Origin of the sequence: Paenibacillus sp. CF095 (assembly GCF_900101225.1) — a bacterium.
In the GTDB taxonomy this organism is placed as follows: Bacteria; Bacillota; Bacilli; order Paenibacillales; family Paenibacillaceae; genus Paenibacillus.
The window spans coordinates 1286978-1311632 of sequence record NZ_FMZN01000001.1 but is presented as its reverse complement, the minus strand read 5'-3'; the positions used below and the strand labels follow the sequence as shown (position 1 = coordinate 1311632).

General features: G+C 42.7%; 21 protein-coding genes and 1 pseudogene. 2 read left to right on the top strand and 20 right to left on the bottom strand.

Annotation, left to right across the window (positions count from 1 at the left end):
* Nucleotides 1-76: 76 nt before the first annotated feature.
* The 6 genes from BLS69_RS05805 to BLS69_RS05780 all read right to left on the bottom strand — a co-directional run bounded on the left by BLS69_RS05805 (nt 77) and on the right by BLS69_RS05780 (nt 4618).
* On the bottom strand, nt 77-949 hold the full coding sequence (locus BLS69_RS05805) for a carbohydrate ABC transporter permease (protein ID WP_036613592.1): 873 nt from the start codon (nt 947-949) through the stop codon (nt 77-79).
* A 12-nt stretch (nt 950-961) separates the two neighbouring features.
* On the bottom strand, nt 962-1891 hold the full coding sequence (locus tag BLS69_RS05800) for an ABC transporter permease (protein ID WP_371129062.1): 930 nt from the start codon (nt 1889-1891) through the stop codon (nt 962-964).
* Nucleotides 1892-2480: 589 nt separating this feature from the next.
* The gene (locus BLS69_RS05795; RefSeq protein WP_091029314.1) at nt 2481-3272 is read right to left on the bottom strand and encodes an HAD family hydrolase; all 792 of its coding nucleotides are present in this window, start codon (nt 3270-3272) and stop codon (nt 2481-2483) included.
* Nucleotides 3273-3300: 28 nt separating this feature from the next.
* On the bottom strand, nt 3301-3810 hold the full coding sequence (locus BLS69_RS05790) for a hypothetical protein (RefSeq protein WP_017688037.1): 510 nt from the start codon (nt 3808-3810) through the stop codon (nt 3301-3303).
* Nucleotides 3811-3935: 125 nt separating this feature from the next.
* Entirely contained in the window at nt 3936-4145 is a 210-nt protein-coding gene (locus BLS69_RS05785) for a DUF896 domain-containing protein (protein ID WP_091029313.1), read from the bottom strand.
* A 95-nt stretch (nt 4146-4240) separates the two neighbouring features.
* Nucleotides 4241-4618 (bottom strand): LysM peptidoglycan-binding domain-containing protein, encoded by a 378-nt coding sequence (locus BLS69_RS05780; RefSeq protein ID WP_091029310.1) that lies wholly within the window; start codon nt 4616-4618, stop codon nt 4241-4243.
* A 296-nt stretch (nt 4619-4914) separates the two neighbouring features.
* Between BLS69_RS05780 and lexA the strand changes: the two genes are divergently transcribed.
* Complete coding sequence (gene lexA, locus BLS69_RS05775; protein WP_017688034.1) at nt 4915-5541, top strand: transcriptional repressor LexA; 627 nt, start codon at nt 4915-4917, stop codon at nt 5539-5541.
* A gap of 105 nt (nt 5542-5646) precedes the next feature.
* On the opposite strand, the gene BLS69_RS05770 is transcribed toward lexA, so the two are convergent.
* The 4 genes and pseudogenes from BLS69_RS05770 to BLS69_RS32895 form a co-directional block, all read right to left on the bottom strand.
* Nucleotides 5647-6948, bottom strand: coding sequence for an aldehyde dehydrogenase (locus tag BLS69_RS05770; protein ID WP_091029307.1), 1302 nt, complete (start codon nt 6946-6948; stop codon nt 5647-5649).
* Between the two features lie 715 nt (nt 6949-7663).
* Nucleotides 7664-8473 (bottom strand): annotated as a pseudogene (locus tag BLS69_RS05765) (IS30 family transposase); the annotation flags it as partial.
* Between the two features lie 744 nt (nt 8474-9217).
* On the bottom strand, nt 9218-10240 hold the full coding sequence (locus BLS69_RS05755; protein ID WP_091029303.1) for a phosphotransferase enzyme family protein: 1023 nt from the start codon (nt 10238-10240) through the stop codon (nt 9218-9220).
* A 302-nt stretch (nt 10241-10542) separates the two neighbouring features.
* Entirely contained in the window at nt 10543-10665 is a 123-nt protein-coding gene (locus tag BLS69_RS32895; RefSeq protein WP_346654821.1) for a hypothetical protein, read from the bottom strand.
* A 920-nt stretch (nt 10666-11585) separates the two neighbouring features.
* On the opposite strand from BLS69_RS32895, the gene BLS69_RS05745 reads away from it, so the two are divergent.
* Nucleotides 11586-12770, top strand: a complete 1185-nt coding sequence (locus tag BLS69_RS05745) for a tyrosine-type recombinase/integrase (protein ID WP_091029300.1) — start codon at nt 11586-11588, stop codon at nt 12768-12770.
* A 69-nt stretch (nt 12771-12839) separates the two neighbouring features.
* Here the strand turns inward: BLS69_RS05745 and glnA are convergent, their stop codons facing one another.
* From glnA to BLS69_RS05695, 10 genes are all read right to left on the bottom strand, one after another.
* Nucleotides 12840-14168: a type I glutamate--ammonia ligase gene (gene glnA / locus BLS69_RS05740; RefSeq protein WP_091029299.1), complete on the bottom strand. Its 1329-nt coding sequence runs from the start codon at nt 14166-14168 to the stop codon at nt 12840-12842.
* A gap of 129 nt (nt 14169-14297) precedes the next feature.
* Entirely contained in the window at nt 14298-14711 is a 414-nt protein-coding gene (locus BLS69_RS05735) for a MerR family transcriptional regulator (RefSeq protein WP_056689944.1), read from the bottom strand.
* Between the two features lie 82 nt (nt 14712-14793).
* On the bottom strand, nt 14794-16047 hold the full coding sequence (locus tag BLS69_RS05730; protein ID WP_091029295.1) for a methionine gamma-lyase family protein: 1254 nt from the start codon (nt 16045-16047) through the stop codon (nt 14794-14796).
* 83 nt (nt 16048-16130) lie between these two features.
* On the bottom strand, nt 16131-17417 hold the full coding sequence (gene hflX / locus BLS69_RS05725) for a GTPase HflX (protein WP_076331536.1): 1287 nt from the start codon (nt 17415-17417) through the stop codon (nt 16131-16133).
* Nucleotides 17418-17532: 115 nt separating this feature from the next.
* Nucleotides 17533-18504, bottom strand: coding sequence for an AAA family ATPase (locus BLS69_RS05720; protein WP_091029292.1), 972 nt, complete (start codon nt 18502-18504; stop codon nt 17533-17535).
* A 110-nt stretch (nt 18505-18614) separates the two neighbouring features.
* Complete coding sequence (locus tag BLS69_RS05715; RefSeq protein WP_091029289.1) at nt 18615-19178, bottom strand: ribonuclease FAU-1 family protein; 564 nt, start codon at nt 19176-19178, stop codon at nt 18615-18617.
* A 287-nt stretch (nt 19179-19465) separates the two neighbouring features.
* Nucleotides 19466-22144, bottom strand: a complete 2679-nt coding sequence (locus BLS69_RS05710) for a transglycosylase domain-containing protein (protein ID WP_091029287.1) — start codon at nt 22142-22144, stop codon at nt 19466-19468.
* A gap of 170 nt (nt 22145-22314) precedes the next feature.
* Complete coding sequence (gene hfq / locus BLS69_RS05705; protein WP_017687918.1) at nt 22315-22557, bottom strand: RNA chaperone Hfq; 243 nt, start codon at nt 22555-22557, stop codon at nt 22315-22317.
* Nucleotides 22558-22930: 373 nt separating this feature from the next.
* Complete coding sequence (gene miaA / locus BLS69_RS05700; RefSeq protein ID WP_249912392.1) at nt 22931-23887, bottom strand: tRNA (adenosine(37)-N6)-dimethylallyltransferase MiaA; 957 nt, start codon at nt 23885-23887, stop codon at nt 22931-22933.
* The gene (locus tag BLS69_RS05695) at nt 23868-24653 is read right to left on the bottom strand and encodes a class I SAM-dependent methyltransferase (RefSeq protein ID WP_091029285.1); all 786 of its coding nucleotides are present in this window, start codon (nt 24651-24653) and stop codon (nt 23868-23870) included. Before BLS69_RS05695 ends, miaA begins: the two co-directional genes overlap by 20 nt.
* Between the last annotated feature and the right edge of the window lie 2 nt (nt 24654-24655).

Sequence of the window (24655 nt, the reverse complement as noted above, 5' to 3'; positions counted from 1 at the left end):
TTAGGTTGACCTTGCCTTAAAACTTTTTAATCAATCTCTAAAAGTTAATCATGTGAATCACTCTAGCTGCTGCGCATTACTGTTTAACAGACCCTAACATGATACCGGTTACAAAGTATCTTTGGACAAATGGATAGATGGTGAGTATCGGCAAGATGGTTAATACCATCGTTACTGACTTAATATTGGCAGCAATCTGTGTCAGGTTATCAGCTGAGGTTGCACCGGCAGATGCCCCGCTTGTCGCTCCTGCAATCATATTGCGCAAATAAATGGTGACCGGGAACAGTTCTTTTTTGTCCAAATACAGAAAGGCTGGGAACCAGGAATTCCAATGACCTACTGCGTAGAACAACACCATGGTTGCCATAACTGCTTTACTAAGCGGCAATATAATGCGTAACAAGATCCCGTAGGTGTTCAAACCGTCTATGGAGGCAGCTTCCTCCAGTTCTTCAGGCATATTTTCAAAAAATGACTTCATGATCAGCATGTTGTATATGCTAATTGCGCCAGGAACAACAAGTGCCCACATGGTGTTGTTGAACCCAAGGGAATTAATCAAGACATAGTTTGGAATCAATCCACCACTGAAGAACATCGTGAATACGGCGAACATCGTCAGAAACTTGCGACCCATCAACCTCTTTTTGGACAGAGCATATGCGAAAATAGTCGTCATGAACATGGAGATTAACGTACCTACTACAGTGTAGATAATCGTATTTTTATAATTGGTCCAGAACATGCTGTCACGCGAGATGGTCTTGTATGTCTCCACATTGAATCCTCTTGGGAACAAACTAACCTTACCGGAATTAATATAGGACTCACTACTGAAGGATTGTGCCACGACATTTAAGAATGGATAGAGTGTTATGAATACCACGAACAGCAGAAAGATGACATTGAATACTTTAAATACCTTGTAAGATCTGGATTCCTGCATGATGCTCCTCCTTTACCATAAGCTTCTTTGTGTCAGTCTGCGTGAGATGGCATTTACGGAGAACACCAGAATCAGACCGATCAGCGATTCGAACAAGCCAATTGCGGTAGCATAACTGAAGTTACTGGATTCCAATCCGACCCGATAAAGGTAAGTGGAGATCACATCAGATGTCTCGTAGATCAACGGGTTGTACAAGAGTAAGATTTTTTCAAATCCAACAGCCAGGAAATTTCCCATGTTCAAAATCAATAACGTCACAATCGTTGGCAAGATCCCTGGTATTGTTACATGAATCGTTTGCTTCCACCGATTGGCACCATCGATACGCGCAGCTTCATACAAAGAATCATCAATGGTTGTCAGTGCAGCCAGATACAGAATCGCTCCCCAACCCATACCCTGCCATACCTCAGAAGTGATATAGATTGTTCTGAACCATTCAGCCCGCTGCATAAAAGGAATATTGTCTCCGGTAAAGAAAGCCACCAGCCCATTAATGGAACCATTCACTGCTGTCAGCTGCAGGATCATACCCGCAACGATAACGATGGACAGAAAATGAGGCAGATATGACGCGGTCTGTACAAACTTTTTGAATCGTTTACTCTTCACTTCGTTAAGCATCAAGGCAAAAATGATTGGAACCGGGAATGTAAAGAGTAACGCAAGTCCGCCTAACATAAGCGTATTACCGAATACTCTCCAGAAGGTAGGGTCCTCAATAAACATTTTGAAGTACCTTAATCCAACCCACGTTTCTCCAAATATACTTCCCCCGGGAACAAAACGTCTGAACGCAATCACATTACCAATCATCGGCCCATATTTAAAAATAAGGAGATAGATGATGGGAAGGATTAATAGTGAATACAGCTGCCAGTCTTTGCGGAACAAAGTTGCTGCCGTTCGTAATCTGCTCTCTTTACGTAAAGATGTCATGGTTAACGTTGTTTTAGCGGTTTCCGACTCCATGTGTTTTCACTCCGATCCAGGACTTGATAAGTAAGAGTAATTCATGTACAACTCCCATCGTTTCTCCTCTTGTAGAAGACAACCAATCCTTCAACTTCACCCCCACTACGAAATAGATAAATGCTAAATGTAAGCGATATCAATTTGATGTATTATGTAGAATCACACAATCCAAGGTGCTTCACATCATTAATTAGCACTTACTAAGTGGTGTGATCTCCAAATCGAAATAAGCTTTTTCAAAATATTAAGCGCTTACAATCAATAGAAAATAATTAGCAATAACTCCCTGCTTCCATTTTAATGAAGTAAGTCAAAAAGAAATTGCTTTAGGACAATCTAAATACTAGTCATACTAGTATGTTAGTTATATTCTAATCCAGCTTCCCCCTAATTTCAATAACTTTTAGTAAAAAAAATGGAGATCTCTTTTAACAAGGTAATTTAGTCAACAAGCTCAAATAAAAAAACATTGGTAACTTCAAGAACGACAGCATCGTTCATAGAAGCTTCCAATGTTTCAGGGTGCTGAGGAAAGATGTTATAGCTGATCTGCTTAGAAATTAGCAATAAGCTGATTTAATTCCGATAAATGCGTTATTTCATGGTCTGGCGCATACGTTTCATTGTTGGTCTTATGCTCACGGTTAATCCATACGGATTGGATGCCAGATGATAAAGCACCACGAATATCAGTCGTTAACTTGTCTCCAACCATCATGCTCTCTTCGGGTTTAACACCCAGTTTATTCAAAGCATGTTCAAATATCGACGGATCTGGTTTTCCTTTTCCGAAGTTACCCGAGATAATAATCTCATCAAAGAAAGGAGTCAATTCAGGTACACCATCCAACTTCTCTTGTTGCAAAGCAGGACAACCGTTTGTTAACAACAACAGTTTGTACTTTCCTTGTAACTGGCGCAAGGTGTCCATCGTTTCTTCGTATACATGAGGTCTGGATCTCCGTTCTACTCCAAACTGCGCGGCCAACTGTTCAGCAAGATCTTCCCGATCTATACCCAACTTCAACAAGCCACGACGCCAGGATTCTTTACGGTAAACTGGAGCAAGCTGTTCCAACTGACGGAACTCAGGTTGATCCCCACCAGTAAAGTTAGCCCATAGGCCTTCAAACGGATTGATTCCAATCATTTTAGTGAAAGGAAAGGTTTCATATGATTCATACAGTCCACGTGCCTCATTACGAACAGCTTCTTCAAGTTCTTCTGGTTTAACCCCAGTCTCTTTCGCTGCGATTAGACAAGTCTCATGAAAAGCTTCTCGAACACTACGCTCATCCCATAATAAAGTATCATCTAGGTCGAACAAAATCGCTTTTAACGCCATTCCGATCATCTACCCCTTTATGCAATAATTACTTTTCGACGGTTTCCACGGTGATCTGGTGTGCTTTTGCAAACTTCAACAAACGTTCGGCAATCGCATCTGTATCGTAACGGTTCAATAACTTGGTAAACACCCATCTTTTCCCGCGACTGTTATGTTCGATAACAACTGTACCTGGTTCAATTCTGAATTTGACAATATCGTCAACCCCGATTGAACGTTCACGATTACCCTTCGTCGTGATAATCCGATTACTGCTAATCTTGATGTATGGACGGCGAAGCATGAAGATGACTGCCAAAAATACGTAAAGCAGCATCGTCACCCAGTCCCAAGTTGTCATTGGAGCTTGCACAAGGAATGTGCTCATAAACAGATACAAAAAGGCGAGACCAATCAAAAATATTGGGAACAACAAGCTGCGTCCCTTAAAGACTTCTTCACCTGGTGTACCCGTGATTGGTTGACCACTTTTTTTGCGTTGCTGATTTAACTGCTTGGAATTTTTCTTAACCGTTCTCTCGAACGAACGCGACATGAGAATCCCCCTTATGTGTCTTTGTATCGGCTTACATAACTGTAAACCAACATTTCCCCCTATAAATTGCACACTCAAAATAACAGGAAGAAACCTAAATATCATAATGATATCATTAGGTTTCGTTAGTGTTTGAGTTTGCCTTGGTGGCCTTTGTCATTCTCATCATCAACAATCTCAATGGTATCCAGTTGTTGTCTGAAATTGTTGCGAATATTACTCAAATAAATCTCTCTTAGCTCGGCACGTTCAGCAAGTTCTTCCTCCGACAATCCAGTGGACTTTTGCTTACGAGCCAATTCGTTAATGCGTGCTACCAGACTATCTATATCCAAGCTTGTCCCCTCCAAAAATACAAAGTCATATTAACTTTGCCATTATAAAGGCAGCTTGTCAAGCTGACACGCGTTAACACTCATTGATGTGCATTTTATTCTGCAAATTGCGGTAGAGCTAGTACTTGTCCCACTTGGATGGAAGTTGTATGAAGTTGATTCACTTTCTTAATTGCTTCTATATAAATACGTGTATCCATATTCGTCGGTTTATGTTCCAAAGAAATACTCCATAATGTTTCCCCTTGTGAAACAGCTATCTTTCCTCCAGGCAGAACATCATTCTCATTGCCAGCAAATACAGTTAAAACGGTGCTACATCCAATAAATATAATCAAAGAGGTAATGGCTACCTTTAACATCCATGAAGAAATCTTGAAACGCGCTAAAACCTTCTTGTAGTTCCCTATTTTAGTCTTCACCAGTTCCGAATTCATTGGTTCATAAATGCTTTGATAAGTAGAATATCTCATTAAATACCCGCCTCCAAACGTTTGTTCCTATCTGTTGAAATCAATATAACACGAACACTTGTTTTGTTCAATAGATTTTTAGAACAATTGTTCGCTTCTTTTTTGAAGGAGAAATTTCTTATTTCACTTCCTTTTGCAAAGCATTTGCAGTATTATGCTCTGACTTTTGGACAATTTCTGTTCTATAAGTTAAAAAACACTGATTTAATGCTATTTTATTTAGAACTTATGTTTGTACGAACGGAGGTTCTATGTTATAATTTTCCCAAACGTTACTAAAATGGGGTTGATACGGTATGTCGAAGATATCCAGCAGGCAGCAGGCTATTCTGGAGTTTATACGAAATGAAGTCCGGTTGAAGGGGTATCCTCCTTCCGTACGGGAAATTGGTGAAGCGGTTGGACTTGCTTCCAGCTCAACAGTACATGGACATTTGGATCGTTTGGAGAAAAAAGGTTTGATCCGACGCGACCCTACCAAGCCAAGAGCCATTGAGCTTTTGAGCCAGGAAGAATCTGAGCATTCTCATCAATTTGCTCATAGCGTTGCACGTATTCCTGTCGTTGGTAAGGTTACAGCCGGGGTTCCAATCACTGCAACCGAGAACATTGAAGACTACTTCCCTCTTCCTACACATTATGTAGGCGAACAGAAAGTGTTTATGCTTTCGGTAGTCGGAGATAGTATGGTGGAAGCTGGAATCGTTAACGGAGATTACGTTATTGTCCGTCAACAGCAAACTGCTGATAACGGTGATATCGTCGTAGCAATGACTGAAGACGATGAAGCTACAGTGAAAACGTTCTATAAAGAGAAAGATCATATTCGCCTTCAACCGGAGAATGCGACCTTCGAACCTTTACGTTTGAAACATGTTAGTATTCTGGGTAAAGTCATTGGCCTTTTCCGAGATATTCATTAATATTTAACTTGAGTAACAAAACTAGATGTAATGAAATACGAAAGAGGTTGTCCTGATCAACAGGACAACCTCTTTTTTTCATGTTTATGTTATTTTAGCGGATAATTATTCACTGCGTTTCAGAACACTCTTGTGATGCGAGAACACATCAAAGCTCTGTTGCCCGTGATATGAGCCCATACCGCTCTCTCCTACACCACCAAACGGGAGATAGTGTGAAGTCATATGAGAAAGTGTGTCATTAATACATCCCCCACCGAAGGATACTTGATTCAAAACCTGATCTTGCAGTTGCTCATCCTGTGTGAAGAGATATAATGCCAATGGTTTTGGCCGACGAACAATCTCATCCAGCATAGGTTTCAAGTCACTGTACGTAAATACAGGAAGAATCGGACCGAAGATCTCTTCTTGCATGACAGCTGATTCCCAGTTCACATCTCCAAGTACAGTTGGCTCAATCAGCAACTGCTCACGTACAGATCGTCCACCTATCAGCGTTTTGCCATCTGTGAGGAATTTCGATAACCGATCAAAGTTACGAGCATTGACAATATGCGGGAAATCAGTGTTCTGTAACACATCATCTCCAAATTTATCTTTGATCTCTGCACCAATCAGATTGATCAATTCATCATGAACTTGTTCATGTACAAGCAAATAATCCGGAGCAACGCAAGTTTGGCCTGCATTCAGGAACTTACCACGAACAATACGTTGGGCCACCAGCTTCAGATCTGCATCGCTATGGACAATAGCAGGACTTTTACCGCCCAACTCAAGAGTTACAGGAGTCAAGTGCTCCGCAGCTGCCTTCATCACAATGCGACCAACACCCGTGCTTCCTGTGAAGAAAATATAATCAAACTTCTCTTTCAACAATGCTGTGCTGGCCTCGACTTCCCCTTCCATAACGGCGATATACTCCTGAGGGAAGATCTCCTGAATCAGATCATACGTCAGACGAGATACGGCTGGTGTTAATTCAGAAGGCTTGATAACTGCACAGTTACCGGCTGCAATTGCTCCAATCAGTGGACCGAAGGCCAATTGGAAAGGATAGTTCCAAGGTGCAATAATAAGCGCCACTCCGTATGGTTCAGGGTAAATGGTGCTCACCCCATCCGGCATAGCCGGATTGGTTGGGACTTGTTTAGGTGAAGCCCATTCCTGCAGGTGTTCTAATGCAAAATCCAGTTCACCCAAAACAATACGAATCTCTGAACCGTAAGCTTCCGCCTCTGATTTGTTCAAATCTGCCCGAAGTGCATCTTGAATCCGTTGCTGATACTTTTCAATTCCTTTTCTAAGCTGTTGAAGCGCATTAATCCGATACTCGATATTTTTAGTTTGTCCTGTATAAAAGAATGTACGTTGTTCTGTCACTAGTTGTTTTGCTTGATCCATATTAACATCTCCAATTAATTATTTAAAATTAAATTGTTCAAAATTCAAATAAAGTATACCTCTTCTATATGAAACTTTCAACATACAAATGAAACATCCATTTGTATGTATTGGACGATGGTTGGAATTTTAAAAGAGTGAATGCTAGTATTCCTTTCTATCTGTGGCTATCAGAATTTCTAAGGAAGTTTGATTTAAATCTTTTGCTTCAGAAAGTTTAACATTAATGAAAAGTGAGTTTTGCGATTATCTAAATCGACGAACGAATGTGTTTGTTATAAAGGTAAACCTTGGTCACAGATAAACACAAAAAAGTTACGTGGGCTAATGAAGAAGAATTAGGGGAAATTTTTTAATTTGCTTTAAGATGATTTATCCATTCCTGGCCACAACTTCACAACGAGCAGATTTTAATCCAACAACTACTCCTGAGAGCGGTCTTCGAAGAAAGGGTTAAATAATATCAAATCAACTTGTACTACTTCTATTAAAAAAACTCATCTAGTATCTCACTCATCCGCTGCATTTCATGATCGTCCAAATCTGTTTAGATTGGATATACTACTTAATCAGTTGGAGGAATTTTTGGAAGTTACGTTAGTAGATCTGTAGGGGGGGAAATACAAATCACAATGTAATATATGTCATATTTTTACATTTAATTATGTGGTATTTTTAGAAAGTAAAGTTTTATAAATCATTTAAAGACAGATTGTCAAGCTAAGTGCGACAGTTCCTCTGAAAAGGATTCGTGAGCGGTTCTCCACCTCAAGCATTTTCGGGGTCTGTTATTGATCAAATCGAGTGAGCGGACAAGATCTTCATCCTCTACCCTAGCAAAATCCCTACCCTTGGGGTGGAACTCTCGGAGTAATCCATTCCCATTTTCATTGGATCCGCGTTGCCAGGAGGAGTACGGATCAGCAAAATAAACGTCTAGGCCATGAGTAGTTTCCACACTGGCATAGCAAGCAAATTCCTTGCCACGGTCAGCGGTGGCGGTGAGGAATGTCCCTTGGGGGTATTGTGAGATGGCTACACCCAATGCGATTTCCATGGACAATGCCGTCCGATCCGGCATAAGAATCGCCGTATACAGACGTGTCTTCCGTTTAATGAGTATGGCTACGCACCCTTTACTTTTCCCACGCCCTGAAACTACGGTATCCAGTTCCCAGTGTCCAAACGTTTCACGAGAACGGACTTCCTTCGGGCGATTCGAAATAGACTTTCCAACCGTAAATTTACCGCGAGTTTCAGTGGGTTTCTGACGCTTCCCTTTGTCCCTCAGAACGTGTAGTACACCTCGAACCAGCCTCCCCGTGTAAATCCAGCGATAGATGGTTTTGAAGGAGACTACAGGTAGACCATCGACGCGGAAACGTCCAATAATCTGTCCTGGAGACCATGTGGCCTCAAGTTTTTCCTCCAGTGAAGCAGCCAGAGTATCGGACCATTTACTGTTAGGTATCGAAGCCTTACGACGTTCCTGATAAGCACTTTGAGCTGGCTCCGCCTGATAGGATCCAGATGAAGCTGCACGCTATCTGAGGTGGCTTCGAGTGTCCAATTGGATTAGGAGGCTTTAAAGATATAAAAGGGGTTCTTAATAAATACATTAAGCTAATTCTGCAGAATATGAAGTTTAAAGCTTCACATAATCAATGGTTTGATGCAGCTCTGCCTTCTCCATACTTCCAAAAACATTAAAATCTCTGAGGAACTCATCGAACTTATCCCTCAAATCGCTGACCAAGGAGCACTTCGAAGCTCCCCCTCCAGCTTTGTTGTTAACTTTACCGCATACGTACTCTCCGTATAGGACGGATGCTTTCCATATAAAAGCTCGATCTTCCATAATGCCTCAACCGTATTTGGCATCTCGCTGACCTGAACATCCGGCGCAAACCATCAAGCCCCTAGAAAAGAAAAAAGACGACCCACCAATTCGAGTCGCCTTCATTCCAACTCAATGCCAGTTTAAAAAATCACGAAACGACCCAAACAGCTCCGTCAAAATATACCCCGAAAATGAAGGGGAACTAGAGAAACTGAAGAACAACTGGATCGGACAAACTTCATGAATAAGTATAAATCTTCATAATAAACAGAAAAGTTTCAGCGCTAAGTACACAAGTAGATCTTATATAAACTCGAAGTCATAGCTCACGTTTTTAAAACTTGATGATACGAACAAACACTCTAAACAGCGACCTATTGTAAATCATCACCATAAGATATCATTATTTTAGCCCGGTATCGGTTAGTATTAATCCACATTTACAGGCTCGATCACTTCGAATAAAAATGGATTACCATTTAAATATTCTCTTATGTATGCTTGGGCATACTTTTGTTCATCGATTAAACTGGTTGTTTCTCTTGGATCAGAGGAGTGATGGCAGGAGTTCTCGATCATGAACATGACAAAAAAACATTCCAGATCCCGAATATAGTCCGTTTCCAACTTCCTAATACTCTCATAACCTTGGATAAGCATCCATCGATGCTTTGGCCAAAGCTCCAATATGGTGCCTGCCATATCGTAGAGATAATATCCGTACCCACATCTTCCAAAATCAATCGGATAGGGTTGATTATCCTCAAATACCATATTACCGGTATGTAAATCAGCATGAATGAGTCCATAGTTATGTTCACTTGGATGCATCGTGGTAAGTTGGGATACAACCTTCTCAGCTGCATCTTGATACAGCTTCCATCCCTCTTCGGATAAAAAACGCTCATAGTAACGTTCCAACTTAGCCATTTCACGTTTAAAACTTTCTACTCCCCAAGTAGGTCTTACAAAATCAGAAGGTGGATTGAAATCCTTTGCTGCTTCATGGAGCCTGCTCATCAATACACCCATATTATATGCTTGGCTATCTGTAAATTCACCTGCTGCTTTTTCACCCTCTATCCATCGCATCATCGTTATATAAGGGCGCCTATATCCTGTCTCTGTTTCGATCTCCAATACATAAATACCATCACAATTTGCCATCCCTTCTGGTACTTTTAGATCTTTCGATTTGTTCAGTGCTTGTAACAGTAGGAGTTCCGAACGAACTTCCTCTCTGCTTAATCGGTCCGAATGAATGCGAAGTAAATAATTGTTATCTGTACTGGTTTCAATTTTATACGTGATCGTATCGCCGGATAGTTGAATAAACTGGATGTTATCCCATTCTAAGTCATACTTTCGAATTGCAGATAAAGCGACTTTCCTTGCTCTGATTAATAACGCCCGCCGTTCTTCATCAGTATCAAATCTAAAAAAATCATTCATTTGTTATCCCCCTGCAGTTTTTATGAAGTAAATCAACTACTTCTCTTATATGTTATTATAACGATAGTAAAAGCTTGAAAATATGTAATAAACAATTTAAACTATACTATACACAAAAAAGTCACATTGGAATTTCTTCCAATGCGACTTTTGTTAAGCTATTATTTTGTATAAACGATCTTTTTAATAGTATCGCTTGAAAGGCAAAATCGATCTGAAAGTTTCTCGATAGTGTCACCATCGAGAAACTTTCGCCGGATTTCATCATTTCTAAGATTATAATTTTTCTGCTGCCTGAATTTTCACCCCAATTTTTTACGCAAACCTTTTGATTTAGGGACGTAAACCAATCCACCGTTCATATACTTTTGTATTTCATTTAGTAATTCTTCCGGAAAGATGCTGTCGGCATTTACATATCTCATGATAGCCGCTCCTTAAAATAGTTGAATTTTAAGGTAGCAAAGTCTACACTATAACAATTATCACTATCCAGATTTAAGCGGTTACTTATATTATTAGCTCTATACAAACAACCGCCGTTGTTCATAAAATAGACTTTGCATAGAACATATCTCGAACATTGTCATAGTGTCTCTCCTTCCTAAATAACATTCAAACTAAAATATGTCTTCATCGGAAATAGAATGCTATCTCAATAGTAACATATTACTCCAAGTGGGCGAAGTGTCAACACTATACATTTAAGTCGTTTGAGCTAAACTGTCATATCTCATCTATTCCTTACGAACCATCAATATTAGACACTCCACATGTATCGAGTACGTGAATACTTTAAGCTCCTTCCTGCAAACTCAGCGTTGCCGATGCGATATCCAGTTCAATTCTCTGCTTTATCACTAGCGATGATATGGTTCACCGCAGTTTGATCTTAAACTAAACTGCCCGCTAGCTTAATGAATTAGAGCAGTGACAAGTAGTTAAATACTTATCTAATCGGTAATCAGATCATTTCCTTGTCCTTTTCGGCAATCGGTACAATTTCTGGTCTCGAACTTTAAAGCTAAAGTATGGTCAAATCCTGTGAAATAGGGTAGAATTGTTTTAGTTACTTTTCCGCAAGAAACTTCTGCACTAATCCAAACATAGTTATTGGAGCCAAATATGACTCCTGTACAAACGAGCCTTAGTTACCGAAGGCTCGTTTTTTGATGATTTTTTTTAAAATATCTTTTTCCGACTCTTATTCGAAGTTCTTCCTTTTTCATCTTTCAACAAAAACATTTCACTGCTCGCCTCAAATTGATTAACTTGCGCTTGCATCGCCGTGAGGCGATTTTACATACACATAAAAAGAACTAACGTTCTAGTAGGAGGAATGAAATTGGCAAGTTTTAAGAAATTAAAAAGCGGCTGGAGGTATCGGTTAAAGTACACCGATCCGTTCACTCAACAACAAAAGGAGAAATCCGAGGCTGGCTTTCGAACTAAACCAGAGGCTGAACTAGCTGCTGCTGAATTTTTAAGGCATCTCAAACAAGGGTTTGAACAGTCCGACATTCCTTTGGTAAATTACATTCGTAATTGGATTGATAATTACAAAAAAGGTGTTGTAAGAAAGAACACAATCAAACTACATGATAACAATCTTAACACCCATATCAAACCTTATTTTAAGCGTCTGATGCTCCAGGATTTAAAACCAGATATGTATCAAGTCTTTTTGGACTCTCTATTTAAAAAGGGACTCAGTAAACGAACGGTCGAGATCATTAACTCAACAGTATACTCAGCCATAGAGCATGCATTGATTCAAGGGAAAATATTACGCAATCCATGTAAAGGTTCAATTATTAAAGGAGAGCACAAAAAGAAGACGATCCAATTCATTGATTCAGAGGACATTCCCAAATTTCTTCATACGGCTCGAGGTGACGCGTACATTTATTGGATTTTCTTCAAAGTGCTCATTGAAACGGGTTTACGAAAAGGTGAAGCTGCCGCTCTCAGGTGGTCGGATATCAATTTCAAAGAAAAGACGATCCGCGTGGATGAAACACTCGATTTTCAAGCCGGAGACGAGGACGAACTTTTCGGAGATACAAAAACGCGAAATTCTACCCGCACAATTAGTGTAAGTAACGGAATTATTAATGATTTAAGATATCATGCTTCATGGCAGAATCAAAATAAGATCAATTTAGGAGAGTCAATGTACAGACACGATTTGAACCTAGTCTTGTGCAAAAACGACGGTAGTCCGATGCCTAAATCTAGTCTCTTTAATGCTTCGAAGAGGATTTTGAGAAAGGCTGGTTTGAGTGAGGAATTAACAATTCACTCCTTGAGACATACCTATGCCGTGGTCATGCTTGAAGCTGGGGCAGACATAAAATTTGTACAAGAGCAACTTGGGCATGGCAGTGTGCAAATTACATCCGATGTGTATGCTCATATTTCTAAAAAGCTAGAGAAGCGGAACATTGATAAATATGAAGAGTACACTTCCCGTATTTTTGGATCAGAAAATCAAAAACCGGGGGACATTTGGGGGACGCAACCTCAATAGAAGTGCAATCTCCTCAAAACGTCCCCCGGCTAGATACTTCAAAACCCCGTAGTTACAAGGTTTTTTCAATTAGTACAAAGTAATATATTGATCGCGTTCCCATTGGTGGACTTGTGTTCTATACATATCCCACTCAATTTCTTTCAGCTCATAGAAGTGAGCCAAGGCATGGTCGCCGAGAGCGTCACAGATGACTTCGCTGCGGATCAATTCATTCAAAGCTTCTTTCAAGTCAGCTGGCAAGCTTGGAATACCTTCTTCCACACGCTCTTCTTCTGACATGATGTAGATGTTACGGTCAATTGGAGCTGGTAAGGAAAGCTCACGTTTGATTCCGTCCAGACCTGCTTTCAACAAAACAGCCAAAGCTAGGTAAGGGTTAGCAGCCGGATCCGGGTTACGAACTTCAACACGTGTACTCAGACCACGGGAAGCTGGAATACGAATCATTGGGCTACGGTTACTAGCAGACCATGCTACATAACAAGGTGCTTCATAACCTGGTACAAGACGTTTGTATGAGTTCACAGTTGGGTTAGTAATTGCTGCAAACGCACGCGCGTGCTTCAGAGTTCCAGCCATGAAGTGACGAGCAGTTTTGCTCAGACCCAACTCGTCCGACTCATCAACAAATGCGTTCTCATTGCCTTTGAACAAGGATTGGTTACAGTGCATACCGGATCCGTTCATACCAAACAGCGGTTTCGGCATGAATGTAGCATGTAAACCATGCTGACGTGCAATCGTTTTAACAACGAGTTTGAACGTTTGGATCTGGTCAGCAGCTTTCAGAGCATCAGCATATTTGAAGTCGATCTCATGCTGACCTGGAGCTACCTCATGGTGGGAAGCTTCGATCTCAAAGCCCATTTCTTCAAGTGTGATAACGATGTCACGACGACAGTTTTCACCAAGATCCGTAGGCGCAAGGTCGAAATAACCACCTTGGTCATTCAGTTCGTTAGTTGGGTTTCCTTTTTCGTCAGTTTTGAACAAGAAGAACTCTGGTTCAGGACCAACGTTGAAGGAAGTGAATCCCATATCTTGGGCTTCCTTCAGGTTTCGTTTCAAGATGCCACGTGGATCTCCTGGGAACGGATTACCATCCGGAAGATATACGTCGCAAATCAGGCGTGCAACACGGTTCTCTGCAACCCATGGGAAAATAAGCCAAGAATCTAGATCTGGATAGAGGTACATGTCGGACTCTTCAATACGTACATAACCTTCAATGGAAGATCCATCAAACATCATTTTGTTATCCAGAGCCTTAGTCAACTGACTCACAGGAATCTCAACGTTTTTGATAGCTCCAAGCAAATCAGTAAATTGCAATCGAATGAATCGTACGTTTTCTTCTTTCGAAATGCGGAGAATGTCTTCTTTTGTATAACTCACTATAACCTCTCCCTTTCTTATCTGCGTATTTGGCTTGCCTGTTATATTTGTACATTAGAAAGTTCCACGGGTCAAGGAGTCTCACACCAAAAGTGCATGTTTTCCCCTCACTCGCCAAGTTATACGAATTTACTTTTTATTAAAGAATCGGGAAAGCTCTCCCTGAATGAGAGATACTTGTCCAGGTCTCTTACCTGATACAAGCTGCTGCTTCAGCAAGCGGTGCAACTGCGTATCGGACAACTCTCTGCGTTTAACTTCAGTGTCTGGCGTGATAACTGTAGCTTCCTCGGATTCTTTCGAAACAGGATTCATCACTTGTTTGATCCCCGCGATGTTAACTCCTTTTTCAATCAAAGCCTTGATCTCTAGCAATCTCTCTACGTCATTAAAAGAGAATAAACGTTGATTACCTGACGTTCTCGCAGGAACGATCAAGCTGTGCTGCTCATAATAACGAATCTGACGTGCAGACAGATCCGTAAGTTTCATTACAATACCAATCGGGAATAAGGCCATATTTCTGCGAATTTCATCACCCATGTTCATCAACCTTCCAGTCATCTATTCTTCACCCTATTGTACATTTAGTTATTACCAAGTGTCAATGACGTGTTAGATAAACTCACAATAATTTACGATCTTTCATAGTCTGTAACGCCATCAAAACGCCATATTTGACATGAGAGTACGTTAATCCGCCTTGCATATACCCGATATACGGCTCCCGAATAGGCGCGTCGGCTGATAATTCCAGACTTCCACCCTGAATGAACGTACCTGCCGCCATAATGACAGGGTGCTCATAACCAGGCATATCCCAAGGTTCAGGAACCACATGACTATCCACAGCTGCTGCACGCTGAATCCCCTGCACGAAGGCGATCAGATGCTCAGCAGAGCTAAACTGAACAGCCTGGATCAGATCTGTGCGAGCTTCATTCCAGGCGGGTTTGGTTACAAATCCAGATTCAGCAAACATCGCAGCAGCAAACGTACTTCCTTTGATAGCTTGTCCTACAATTGTCGGTGCCATGTAAAGTCCTTGGTAGATGCCACGTGTTGTCCCCAGCATCGCTCCCACCTCTCCCCCGATTCCAGGGGCTGTTAGACGATAAGCTGCCAGATGTACGTATTGTTCCTTCCCGCATATGTATCCACCGGTTTCCGCAATGCCTCCACCAGGATTCTTGATCAGTGATCCGGCCATCAGATCAACTCCGACTTCTGTCGGTTCACGTTCCTCTGTGAATTCACCGTAACAATTATCTACGAATACGATGACATCCTCCTTCAGCGCTTTAACACGCGTAACCATGTCAGCGATCTCAGCAACGCAGAAGGAGGAGCGCCAGTCATAACCACGTGAACGTTGAATCCCAATAACTTTTGTAGCCGGTGTAATGCTTTTTTCAACTGCTGCCCAGTCCACTCCACCTTCATCAGTTAAGGCCGTCTCACGGTAACCGATGCCAAAATCGCGTAATGAACCTGTACCATCACCGGGTTTGCCAATAACTTTATGCAATGTGTCGTAAGGCTTACCCGTGATGTACAATAATTCGTCACCTGGACGCAAAACTCCAAAGAGAGCTGTACTAATCGTATGAGTACCTGAAGCAAAATGAGGACGCACCAGCGCGGCTTCCGCGCCGAAAACATCAGCATATACTTCATCAAGCACTTCACGCCCACGATCGTTATAGGCATAACCTGTTGAACCTGCAAAGTGAAAATCACTTACTTTTCGCTGTTGGAAAGCATTAATCACCTTCCATTGATTGTGATCTGTGATCCGATCAATCTGTTGCAGTTGTCCTTCAATCTGACGCTCCACTTGACGTTGAAGTTCAGATATTTCTGAATCAAAGCTTACCATCTTACTTCATTCCCCTTCATAGCACGAATCTGACGTTGAATATCCATTATCGTGTAACTTATCACATCAATGTGTCATGAATATTACAATTCAATGAATTCTTCAAGCATATAACCAAATTTCTCATATTCACCTTTTTGCAATTCAACTTCATAAATTACATCATTCTCTTCAAAGCTGGTATCCACTACATCACCAATTTTGTAGAGTACCGACGTAAGATCACCACGTTCTGCCGGAATACGGAAGCGTTTCGTATCACCTGTCAGCTCTGTCTGAATTAATTCACGGATTTTAAGCAGATCCTCAGAGTCTAATGCGCTTACCTTAATATGACCTTTATCCAATGGAAGCATCTCAAGCTGCTCTGGTGTGCACGCATCTTTTTTGTTATACAGGACTAACTGCGGCTTGTCCCCTGAACCAAGTTCTTGCAGAATCGTATTAACCGTCCGCATCTGATCTTCACGCATAGCTGATGAGGCGTCCACAACATGCAGGATCAGGTCTGCTTCATTCACTTCCTCCAGCGTTGCCCGGAATGCTGCAATCAGATCATGCGGGAGATTTTGAATAAAACCAACCGTATCGGTAAGTACGATCTCTTTCCCACTTGGAAGTTCCATCGTACGTGATGTTGGATCCAGAGTAGCGAACAGCTGATCTTGAATATACACATCTGCAGCCGTCAACTGTTTGAGCAAGGTTGATTTTCCAGCATTGGTATAACCAACGAGGGCCACCTGAACAATACCTGTCTTTTTGCGGCGTTCACGATGCAACTTGCGATGACGAGTCAATTCTTCCAGATGACGCTTCAGATCATCGATACGACCACGGATGTGACGGCGGTCTGTCTCCAACTTGCTTTCACCTGGGCCTCTTGTTCCGATTCCGCCCCCGAGTCTGGACAGGTTCTTGCCATGACCCGACAAACGTGGCAGCAAGTAGCTATGTTGAGCCAATTCCACTTGAATAATACCTTCTCTAGTGTTGGCACGTTGTGCAAAGATGTCCAAAATCAATTGGGTACGGTCAATAATTTTGAGATCGAGGGTTTCTTCCAGGTTACGAACCTGTGCACCTGACAATTCCTGATCAAAAATAGCTGTAGTTGCTCCGAGTTCCTCTGCAATCGCACGAAGCTCTTCCACCTTACCTTTACCAATGAACCATTTGGTATCACGTTTTTCCCTGTTTTGAGAAAGTACACTTAGCACTTCCACTCCAGCTGTCTCGGCAAGTTTCACCAGTTCCTCTAAAGAGTACTCAGGGTTGATACCTGTACGTTTTACATCATCCGTAACAAGACTCACCAAGACGGCGCGATCTTTTTTGACCATATCTGTATCATGCGTGCCATTTGTCATGTATATGTTCACTCCCTCTAATTACTAATTGATATACATTGCCACGAATATGCCATGGCATGCCTTAAGCCGAACCGGTTGGCCCGGCCGGCTGGTGTAAAAACTATATTATCGCTTACTTTCGCTCAAAGTTCAAATCCTCTGTACGGATTGTCATCAGCTCCAGTTTTCCCGGACTGCCTTCTGAGTATTGTTCCAACAAACGAACCGCCTGATGCCTGATCGAACGCTCAATGGCATTACGAACGTATCTGGCGTTACTGAACGCATGCAGCGAATCATTTTTTTCCTGAAGCAAATGCTGCTTAAGTTTGAGTATGGTCTGAGGCATTAGAATATAATCACGCTCTTTGGCCATAATCTCAGAGATTTGAATCAACTGATCAATGCTATAGTCTGGAAACTCCACTTGAATGGGAAAGCGAGAAGGTAATCCCGGATTCGTCTGGAGAAAAAAATCAATCTCATCTGAATAACCAGCCAATATGAGGATGAATTGGTTTTTATTGTCTTCCATTGATTTTACAAGCGTATCAATAGCTTCCTTTCCAAAATCCTTCTCTCCCCCGCGGGCCAAACTGTAAGCTTCATCAATGAACAATATCCCACCGAGTGCCTTCTTGACCAAATCTCTTGTTTTCTGCGCCGTGTGACCAATATATTCTCCAACCAGATCCGCACGCTCTACTTCAATAAGATGACCTTTACTCAACACCCCCATCTTCTGAAAGAGTTTGGCAACGATCCTCGCCACGGTGGTCTTACCAGTTCCCGGATTGCCTTTGAAGATCATATGATACACGTGCGCACCACTAAGTAGGCCTGCTTCAGTGCGCATCTGAGCAATCTGTAGGAAAGCATAAATTTCAAATACCAAGTCTTTGATATTTTCAAGTCCAACCAGTTGTTCCAATTCACCCTGTATCTCCTGGAAGTGCGCATGTTTGGTTACACTCTTGGCTGCCTGTACTGCCGCTGCTTCATCTTTGACCAACATCTGAGGTTCCTGGTTACGCAACACAATATTAATTTGTCTGGATGGTCTGCCTCCTGGTTGCTCTCCTGCAGCCATGACCCGTCCGTTCATTCGCCATCACCTCTATTTTATCGGGCTGAACTCTCCTGATTATTAATGTATTCTATCAGGTGCTCCAATATTAGAAGGATCATGAAGAATTCTACGGATAGGTACATGTATCAAATCTGAATGTTTTTTCGAAACTCTCCGTTCTCAAACAAACTCTTCCTATGCTTCAGTGATAACTGAAAGTATGGGAATACATGTGCATCAATGGCATGCAGCAGTTCCTTTGCCGTCTTGTTAGCCAAGTCATAATCGCCTGTAGTAATATGCTTCCGTGACAGTGCATCTTCAAGCTCATCTTCATCCAGCAAAAATACTTCTCCATCTTTCAGTACAACGACATCCAGATACAGGTCATCAAACCAAGGAACGCCCTGATCGGTTATCCCCTGACTACGACATGTATCAATGTACCACTCTACAATCCGTTCCTGATCGTCAAACATCGCCGTAACAACAAAGTGCTCTCCCTTCGGATAGTATTGCAGCCAGGAATAACCTTTATCTGCGATACAGAAGGTACTGCCTCCATAAGTTTTCCACAAAGGTTCTTTCAAATCCTGTATGGTGTACAACGTAATATAACCTGTGAAAATTTTGGATTGAACGAACCGGCATGTGAATTGTCGGTTCGTAATCCGGCGCCAGTTCGCGCGGTCCCCGAATTTCCGTTTCATACGAACCCCTCTTTGCCGACTACAGGTCCGTGACCTGCTCTGATGTTATTGGTGAACAATGTAATAACGTCCGCCTGATGGATTCCAGCGCTCTGGGCCCGCTCTTGCACAACGTATTACGAATAGTTACAGCTTACCATATTTAAGGTTTACACTCAAAATGAAGCTTTGTCCCACCTATTCATCAAATCAGCCGCTATTACAGTTGGTTCCGTATAACAAAAAAACTGCTTCACCGAAATTCCGGGAAGCAGTTTTTTAATGTAGCTATTTAGTGATTCATTGGCTTAACCGCCGGTTCCAGCTTGAGAATCTGCAGGTGCATCTGTTCCTCCAGTATCCCCACTCGTTCCGCTGTCCGGAGTTACAACCTCGCCCGGCGTCGTTACGGCCCCATCATCGGAGCCTTCACCGGTACCGCCTGGCTCTGTTGTTCCCTGGCCAGGTGGGGTCGTGTTTCCTCCCCCAGGTTGACCGTTTCCTTGGCCGGGTCCACCGTTATTACCACCGTTGCCATTGTTTCCGTTATTACCATTACCATTTCCGTTGTTGCCATTTTCATTCCCATTACCATTACCGTTATTACCGTTCGAGTTGCCATTATCCGGTGAACCATTGTCCGGATTCTCCGTACCTGGCTGCTCAGGATCTATCTCTGTTCCAGGGTCTATACCAGGATCAGGTTCCTCCGGCGGCATTTCCTGTGCTTCAATCATCAAGGAAATGGTGTTGGAAGGATCCGTCTCAAGTCCTGATGCCAAGTCGTAAGCTGTCACATAGTACTCATAGGTTAGACCAGGCAACGCACTTAAATCTTGTGCATTGGTCGCTCCTATTGCATCAATGAGATGAGTGAACTGGGCTTCCGATGTTTCTTTCCGATAAATCCGATATTGCGTACTCGCGTCACCCGTTCCAGTCCAACTTAGGGAGACGGTTTGTGCATTTGGATCGTATGATCCACTCAGCCCACTAACGGACAGAGCCGGCTTTTCTGGTTCTTCTACTGGCGGAGGTGCCTGCCCTCCAGCTGGTGCTTTGAATTGCTTCACTGGAACGCCTTTTAAAGCATCTCCCATGACTTTGGCAAAGAAAGCTGCCGACAGCTTACTGCTGTTCTTAAGCATGTGATTGGCATCCGGATTGTCATAGCCCATCCAGACTGCGGCAGTCCATTCCGGTGTGTATCCAACAAACCATACATCACGGTTGGCACTGTTGCCAGAGATACCACTTTGAACAGTTCCTGTTTTACCCGCTACGGGGCGATCCAGACGTGCTGAACGTCCCGTACCGTCATTAACAACGTTCTGCAGCATCTGTGTAAGCTGATACGCATTTTGCTCGCTCATGACACGCGTTGTGTCCGAGTTATCGTGTTTGTACGTTGTTTTGCCTGCGCTATCCTTAATTTCCTTAATCGAATAGGCTTGACGGTATTCTCCGAGGTTGGCAAATGCACTATAGGCTTGCGCCATTTCCAGTGTATTTGTACCTTTACTTAGACCACCGAGGGCAATCGCCAAGTTTTTGTCTTCATCTGTCAGCTGTATACCTACACTCTTGGCAAAATTAATGCCTGTGTTAACGCCTATTTTATCAAGCAGCCAAACCGCAGGGATATTTTCCGATTTTGTAATGGCATCCGTCATACTGATCGTTGAAGAATATCCATGCAAGTTACCAGGACAATAGTTACCAAAACATTGCTTCGCATTACTCAGCGACGAATTGGCACTGTAATTTCCTGATTCAAGTGCCGGTGCATAAGACACAATCGGTTTAAAAGCTGAACCTGGTTGTCTTCGACTCTGCGTTACACGGCTATAACCTTTAGTCTGATAATCCCGTCCACCCAGGAGGGCAACGAGGCTACCATTCTCATGGTTCATAATAACCATGGAGCCTTGAACCTGTTGATCATCTTTACTTGCCTCGAACAGACTATCATCTGTGAACGCAGTTTCCATGGCTGTTTGAGCCTGAGCATCCATAGTTGTATAGATTTTGTATCCGCCGATATTCAGATCATCTTCCGTTTTACCTGTTACTCGTTCAGCTTCACGGAGCACATAATCTATAAAACCTTGATACTTCCTGTCTTTCTCTGGTCGCTTGTAGTTATAGTTAATCTCTTTTGCTTCGTCCATCTCCGCCTTGGTAATGTAGCCTTGTTCATACATCAGCTGCAATACCACACCTCGACGTGCTTTTGAGTCGTTTGGATTGCTCACCGGATTATAGGCAGAAGGCCCTTTCGGCATAGCTGCCAATGTAGCAATTTGCCACAACTTCAACCTCTTGAGATCAGTAACTCCAAAGTAAAATTCAGATGCTGCTTTAATCCCGTAACGTTGATGACCGAAGAAAATCCGGTTCAGGTACATCGTCAGAATCTCGTCTTTTGTGTACTTGCGCTCTAATGCCATGGCAATCGATACTTCCGTTGCTTTACGGAAGAACGTTTTGTCACGGGACAAGAACATGTTCTTGGCAAGCTGTTGGGTTAGTGTACTACCGCCCTCCACCATGGAACGAGCCATAACGTCCTTAACCGCAGCACGCCCAATGGACCAGATATCCACACCTTGGTGATCGTAGAAGCGTTTATCCTCCGTCGCAACAAAGGCTTGCTTCACCAGCTCAGGAATATCATCTTCTTTGACGGGTTCCAACTTCTGAATGGATAGCTCCCCCATTAATTGGCCATTGCGATCATATACTTTTGAAGTTTCATTAATTGTGGTTTTGTCCTTGTTGGCTTTGAGCAGATTTTCACCACTCACCATAATAAATAAATATCCGCCTAGTGCACAGAATATGGCGATTGCCATTGTGAAAAACAGTGTCCATCCAACGCGTTTACCCGTAATTTTTTTCTTTTTAGAGGTCTTTGGCTTCGCTTTTTTGGGTGACTTGTTATTGTTGTTGCGATTGTTAGACCTCGACAACGGATCGTTTGGCATGTTACCTCCTGACTCCCTTTCGGTTGCATAATTTCTATTCGTCTGTAGGCTCAGGCATATATTAAACATATTTTGCCCGGAATGAAAAGAACAACCCTTTATTCAGGTTGCTCTGTTTCAATACCTATACTTGTAGACGAAATGGTTGGTGAAAAGGTTTCGTAATTTTTTTAAGCTTCGCCGCTGTTATCTTGCTGCATCAGCGATACGCTGCGTTGCGGCGTGAACGTGGAGATGGCATGCTTGTAGACCATTTGCTGGCGTCCGTCGCTGTCAATGACGATCGTAAAATTGTCAAATGCCTTGATCGTCCCGCGGATTTGGAAGCCGTTGGTCAGATAGACCGTAGCAGGAATATTCTCTTTCCGCAGTTGGTTCAAGAACGTATCTTGGATGTTGATGGACTTGTTCATTAGCCGTACCCCCATTGGTTCATTTGAATTCGTGTTCAAGTAATATTCAATATCGCTGAGTAGCTTTCGTGCTATTATATCATGAACAGTTTCATATAATCCACAAAAACCCCTTGTCTGCTATTTTACACCCATTCTTGGCGAGGTGAACAAATAGAAGACTTATCCATTATACACCGCTTGTCTGTTTTGCAAAAGAGGGACAAAATCTTCATTTTAAAGCACATTTAATCGTTGTTTGGCGAATGATTGATCTCTACCATCTGTTCTAGTGATAAGTAAAAACCTCTATCCTTTTGAAGACTAAAAGGTAGAGGTTTACATATCTTGATCTAATCGATGCCTGTCAGAAAGATACTAATAATCGCTCAAATCAATCAAATTTCCGTGTAATCAATTCACTTATCTGCTTGTATTTCCCTTCAAAATCCTGGGTATCCGTCATGTCCACCCATTCAATATCCTTCATATGGCGGAACCAGGAAAGCTGCCGTTTGGCAAACCGACGTGTATCCCTCTTTAACCACTCAACCGCAGCTTCCCAACTCACTTCCCCTTGCAAGAACGCTGCAATCTCCTTATACCCTAGTCCTTGCATGGAAATATGACCTCTGGCCACTCCACGTTCCAACAGGGACTTCACTTCATCCACCAGACCTTGTTCGATCATCAGATCAATCCGCTCTTCTACCCGGGCGTACAACTTCTGCCGATCCATTGTCAAACCAACAATAAGAAGGTCATAAGGCGACTCTTTCTTCTGTACTGCCAGCTGATCAGACCACTTCTCGCCTGTCAGGTGATGGATCTCAAGCGCACGTACAATTCGCCGCTGGTCATTTGGATGCAGACGATCCGCACTAACGGGATCAACTTCCCTCAATCGATCATGAAGAGCCTGAGCTCCATTTAGCTCAGCATAGCTGAATTGTTCCTCTCTGAACGCTTCATCAGAACCGCTATCCGAAAATTGGAAGCCGTAACATACTGATTCCACATATAGACCGGTGCCACCAACAATAAAAGGCATTTTACCGCGTTCATGGATTTCACTAATCAATTGTGTGCAACTCTCCTGAAACTCGGCCACAGAATACGGATACTCCGGTTCATGGATATCAATCAGATGATGAGGTACACCCTTCATTTCTTCAGAGGTAATCTTGGCTGTTCCGATATCCATTTCACGATATACCTGCATCGAATCTCCTGAGATAATCTCACAATTGAAAGCTTGGGCAAGCTCGATGCTCATTCTTGTTTTACCTACTGCTGTTGGCCCAACCAGCACAAGCAGTTTAGGTTTTGGTTTAACTTCCACTTTCAACATTAATCACTCCGTACAGGGTTTTTGCATTCGCCCGATCAAGTATTTCAAATCCGAGCCTGTCAAACTCCGCGCTGCCGCGCTTTTCTTTCATGACTACACGTTTACGGGCAACTCGTTTTGCTTCCATAATGCTCTGTTCATCCAGCGCGTGAGCATTTGCATAATCTCGCAAGGGCTGTATAGCACTTGAATCCATCATTGGCTCACGGAACATGGGGTCAAAATATACGGTGTCACAGCTTCGATCCGGCATGGAACGAAGCAACTCAAGATGATCCACATGCCGCAGATCTATGCGCCGGAAAGCCTCATCCACCAAGGGCTGATTGCTCTTATAATGAGACATGCCCTCCAGCAGCAGGGTATAGAGCGGTTGAGAACTTTCACATGCAATGACTTGTCCATTCTTCCCAGCCGCAACCGAAAATACCAGCGCATCTGAACCGAGTCCAGCGGTACAATCCACAATGGTGTCCCCTTCGAGTACTGCACCAGCTTCCAGCATAGGATCGGCTTCACCTCTTAGAACACGTTTAGCGCGAACAAATCCCATACTGGGGTGAAACTCAAGCTCCGTTGCATCCTTGCGAAACAAGCGGGCTCTGCCATTGAGCACGACCAGTATTTCGTTGATACCATAATGTTCAATCAGTTTGGGTAAAGACGTTCTATTGCGCGGTACGTAGGTACCTCCTGTCGTTTCGGCGAGCTTACGCGCACGCTCCACCTGAGAGGCAATCTCCTTGTCACCGGTTGTAATGTACATAA

Excerpts from the sequence above, each read along its gene's own strand:
- hflX (WP_076331536.1), bottom strand. The coding sequence starts at position 17,417 with ATGACAAATGGCACGCATGATACAGATATGGTCAAAAAAGATCGCGCC.
- BLS69_RS05720 (WP_091029292.1), bottom strand. The coding sequence starts at position 18,504 with ATGAACGGACGGGTCATGGCTGCAGGAGAGCAACCAGGAGGCAGACCA.
- miaA (WP_249912392.1), bottom strand. The coding sequence starts at position 23,887 with ATGTTGAAAGTGGAAGTTAAACCAAAACCTAAACTGCTTGTGCTGGTT.
- BLS69_RS05790 (WP_017688037.1), bottom strand. The coding sequence starts at position 3,810 with ATGTCGCGTTCGTTCGAGAGAACGGTTAAGAAAAATTCCAAGCAGTTA.
- lexA (WP_017688034.1), top strand. The coding sequence starts at position 4,915 with ATGTCGAAGATATCCAGCAGGCAGCAGGCTATTCTGGAGTTTATACGA.
- BLS69_RS05755 (WP_091029303.1), bottom strand. The coding sequence starts at position 10,240 with ATGAATGATTTTTTTAGATTTGATACTGATGAAGAACGGCGGGCGTTA.
- BLS69_RS05805 (WP_036613592.1), bottom strand. The coding sequence starts at position 949 with ATGCAGGAATCCAGATCTTACAAGGTATTTAAAGTATTCAATGTCATC.
- BLS69_RS05710 (WP_091029287.1), bottom strand. The coding sequence starts at position 22,144 with ATGCCAAACGATCCGTTGTCGAGGTCTAACAATCGCAACAACAATAAC.
- BLS69_RS32895 (WP_346654821.1), bottom strand. The coding sequence starts at position 10,665 with ATGAGATATGTAAATGCCGACAGCATCTTTCCGGAAGAATTACTAAAT.
- BLS69_RS05715 (WP_091029289.1), bottom strand. The coding sequence starts at position 19,178 with ATGAAACGGAAATTCGGGGACCGCGCGAACTGGCGCCGGATTACGAAC.
- BLS69_RS05770 (WP_091029307.1), bottom strand. The coding sequence starts at position 6,948 with ATGGATCAAGCAAAACAACTAGTGACAGAACAACGTACATTCTTTTAT.
- BLS69_RS05800 (WP_371129062.1), bottom strand. The coding sequence starts at position 1,891 with ATGACATCTTTACGTAAAGAGAGCAGATTACGAACGGCAGCAACTTTG.
- BLS69_RS05695 (WP_091029285.1), bottom strand. The coding sequence starts at position 24,653 with ATGTACATTACAACCGGTGACAAGGAGATTGCCTCTCAGGTGGAGCGT.
- BLS69_RS05780 (WP_091029310.1), bottom strand. The coding sequence starts at position 4,618 with ATGAGATATTCTACTTATCAAAGCATTTATGAACCAATGAATTCGGAA.
- BLS69_RS05735 (WP_056689944.1), bottom strand. The coding sequence starts at position 14,711 with ATGGGTGATGAAATTCGCAGAAATATGGCCTTATTCCCGATTGGTATT.
- hfq (WP_017687918.1), bottom strand. The coding sequence starts at position 22,557 with ATGAACAAGTCCATCAACATCCAAGATACGTTCTTGAACCAACTGCGG.
- BLS69_RS05795 (WP_091029314.1), bottom strand. The coding sequence starts at position 3,272 with ATGGCGTTAAAAGCGATTTTGTTCGACCTAGATGATACTTTATTATGG.
- BLS69_RS05730 (WP_091029295.1), bottom strand. The coding sequence starts at position 16,047 with ATGGTAAGCTTTGATTCAGAAATATCTGAACTTCAACGTCAAGTGGAG.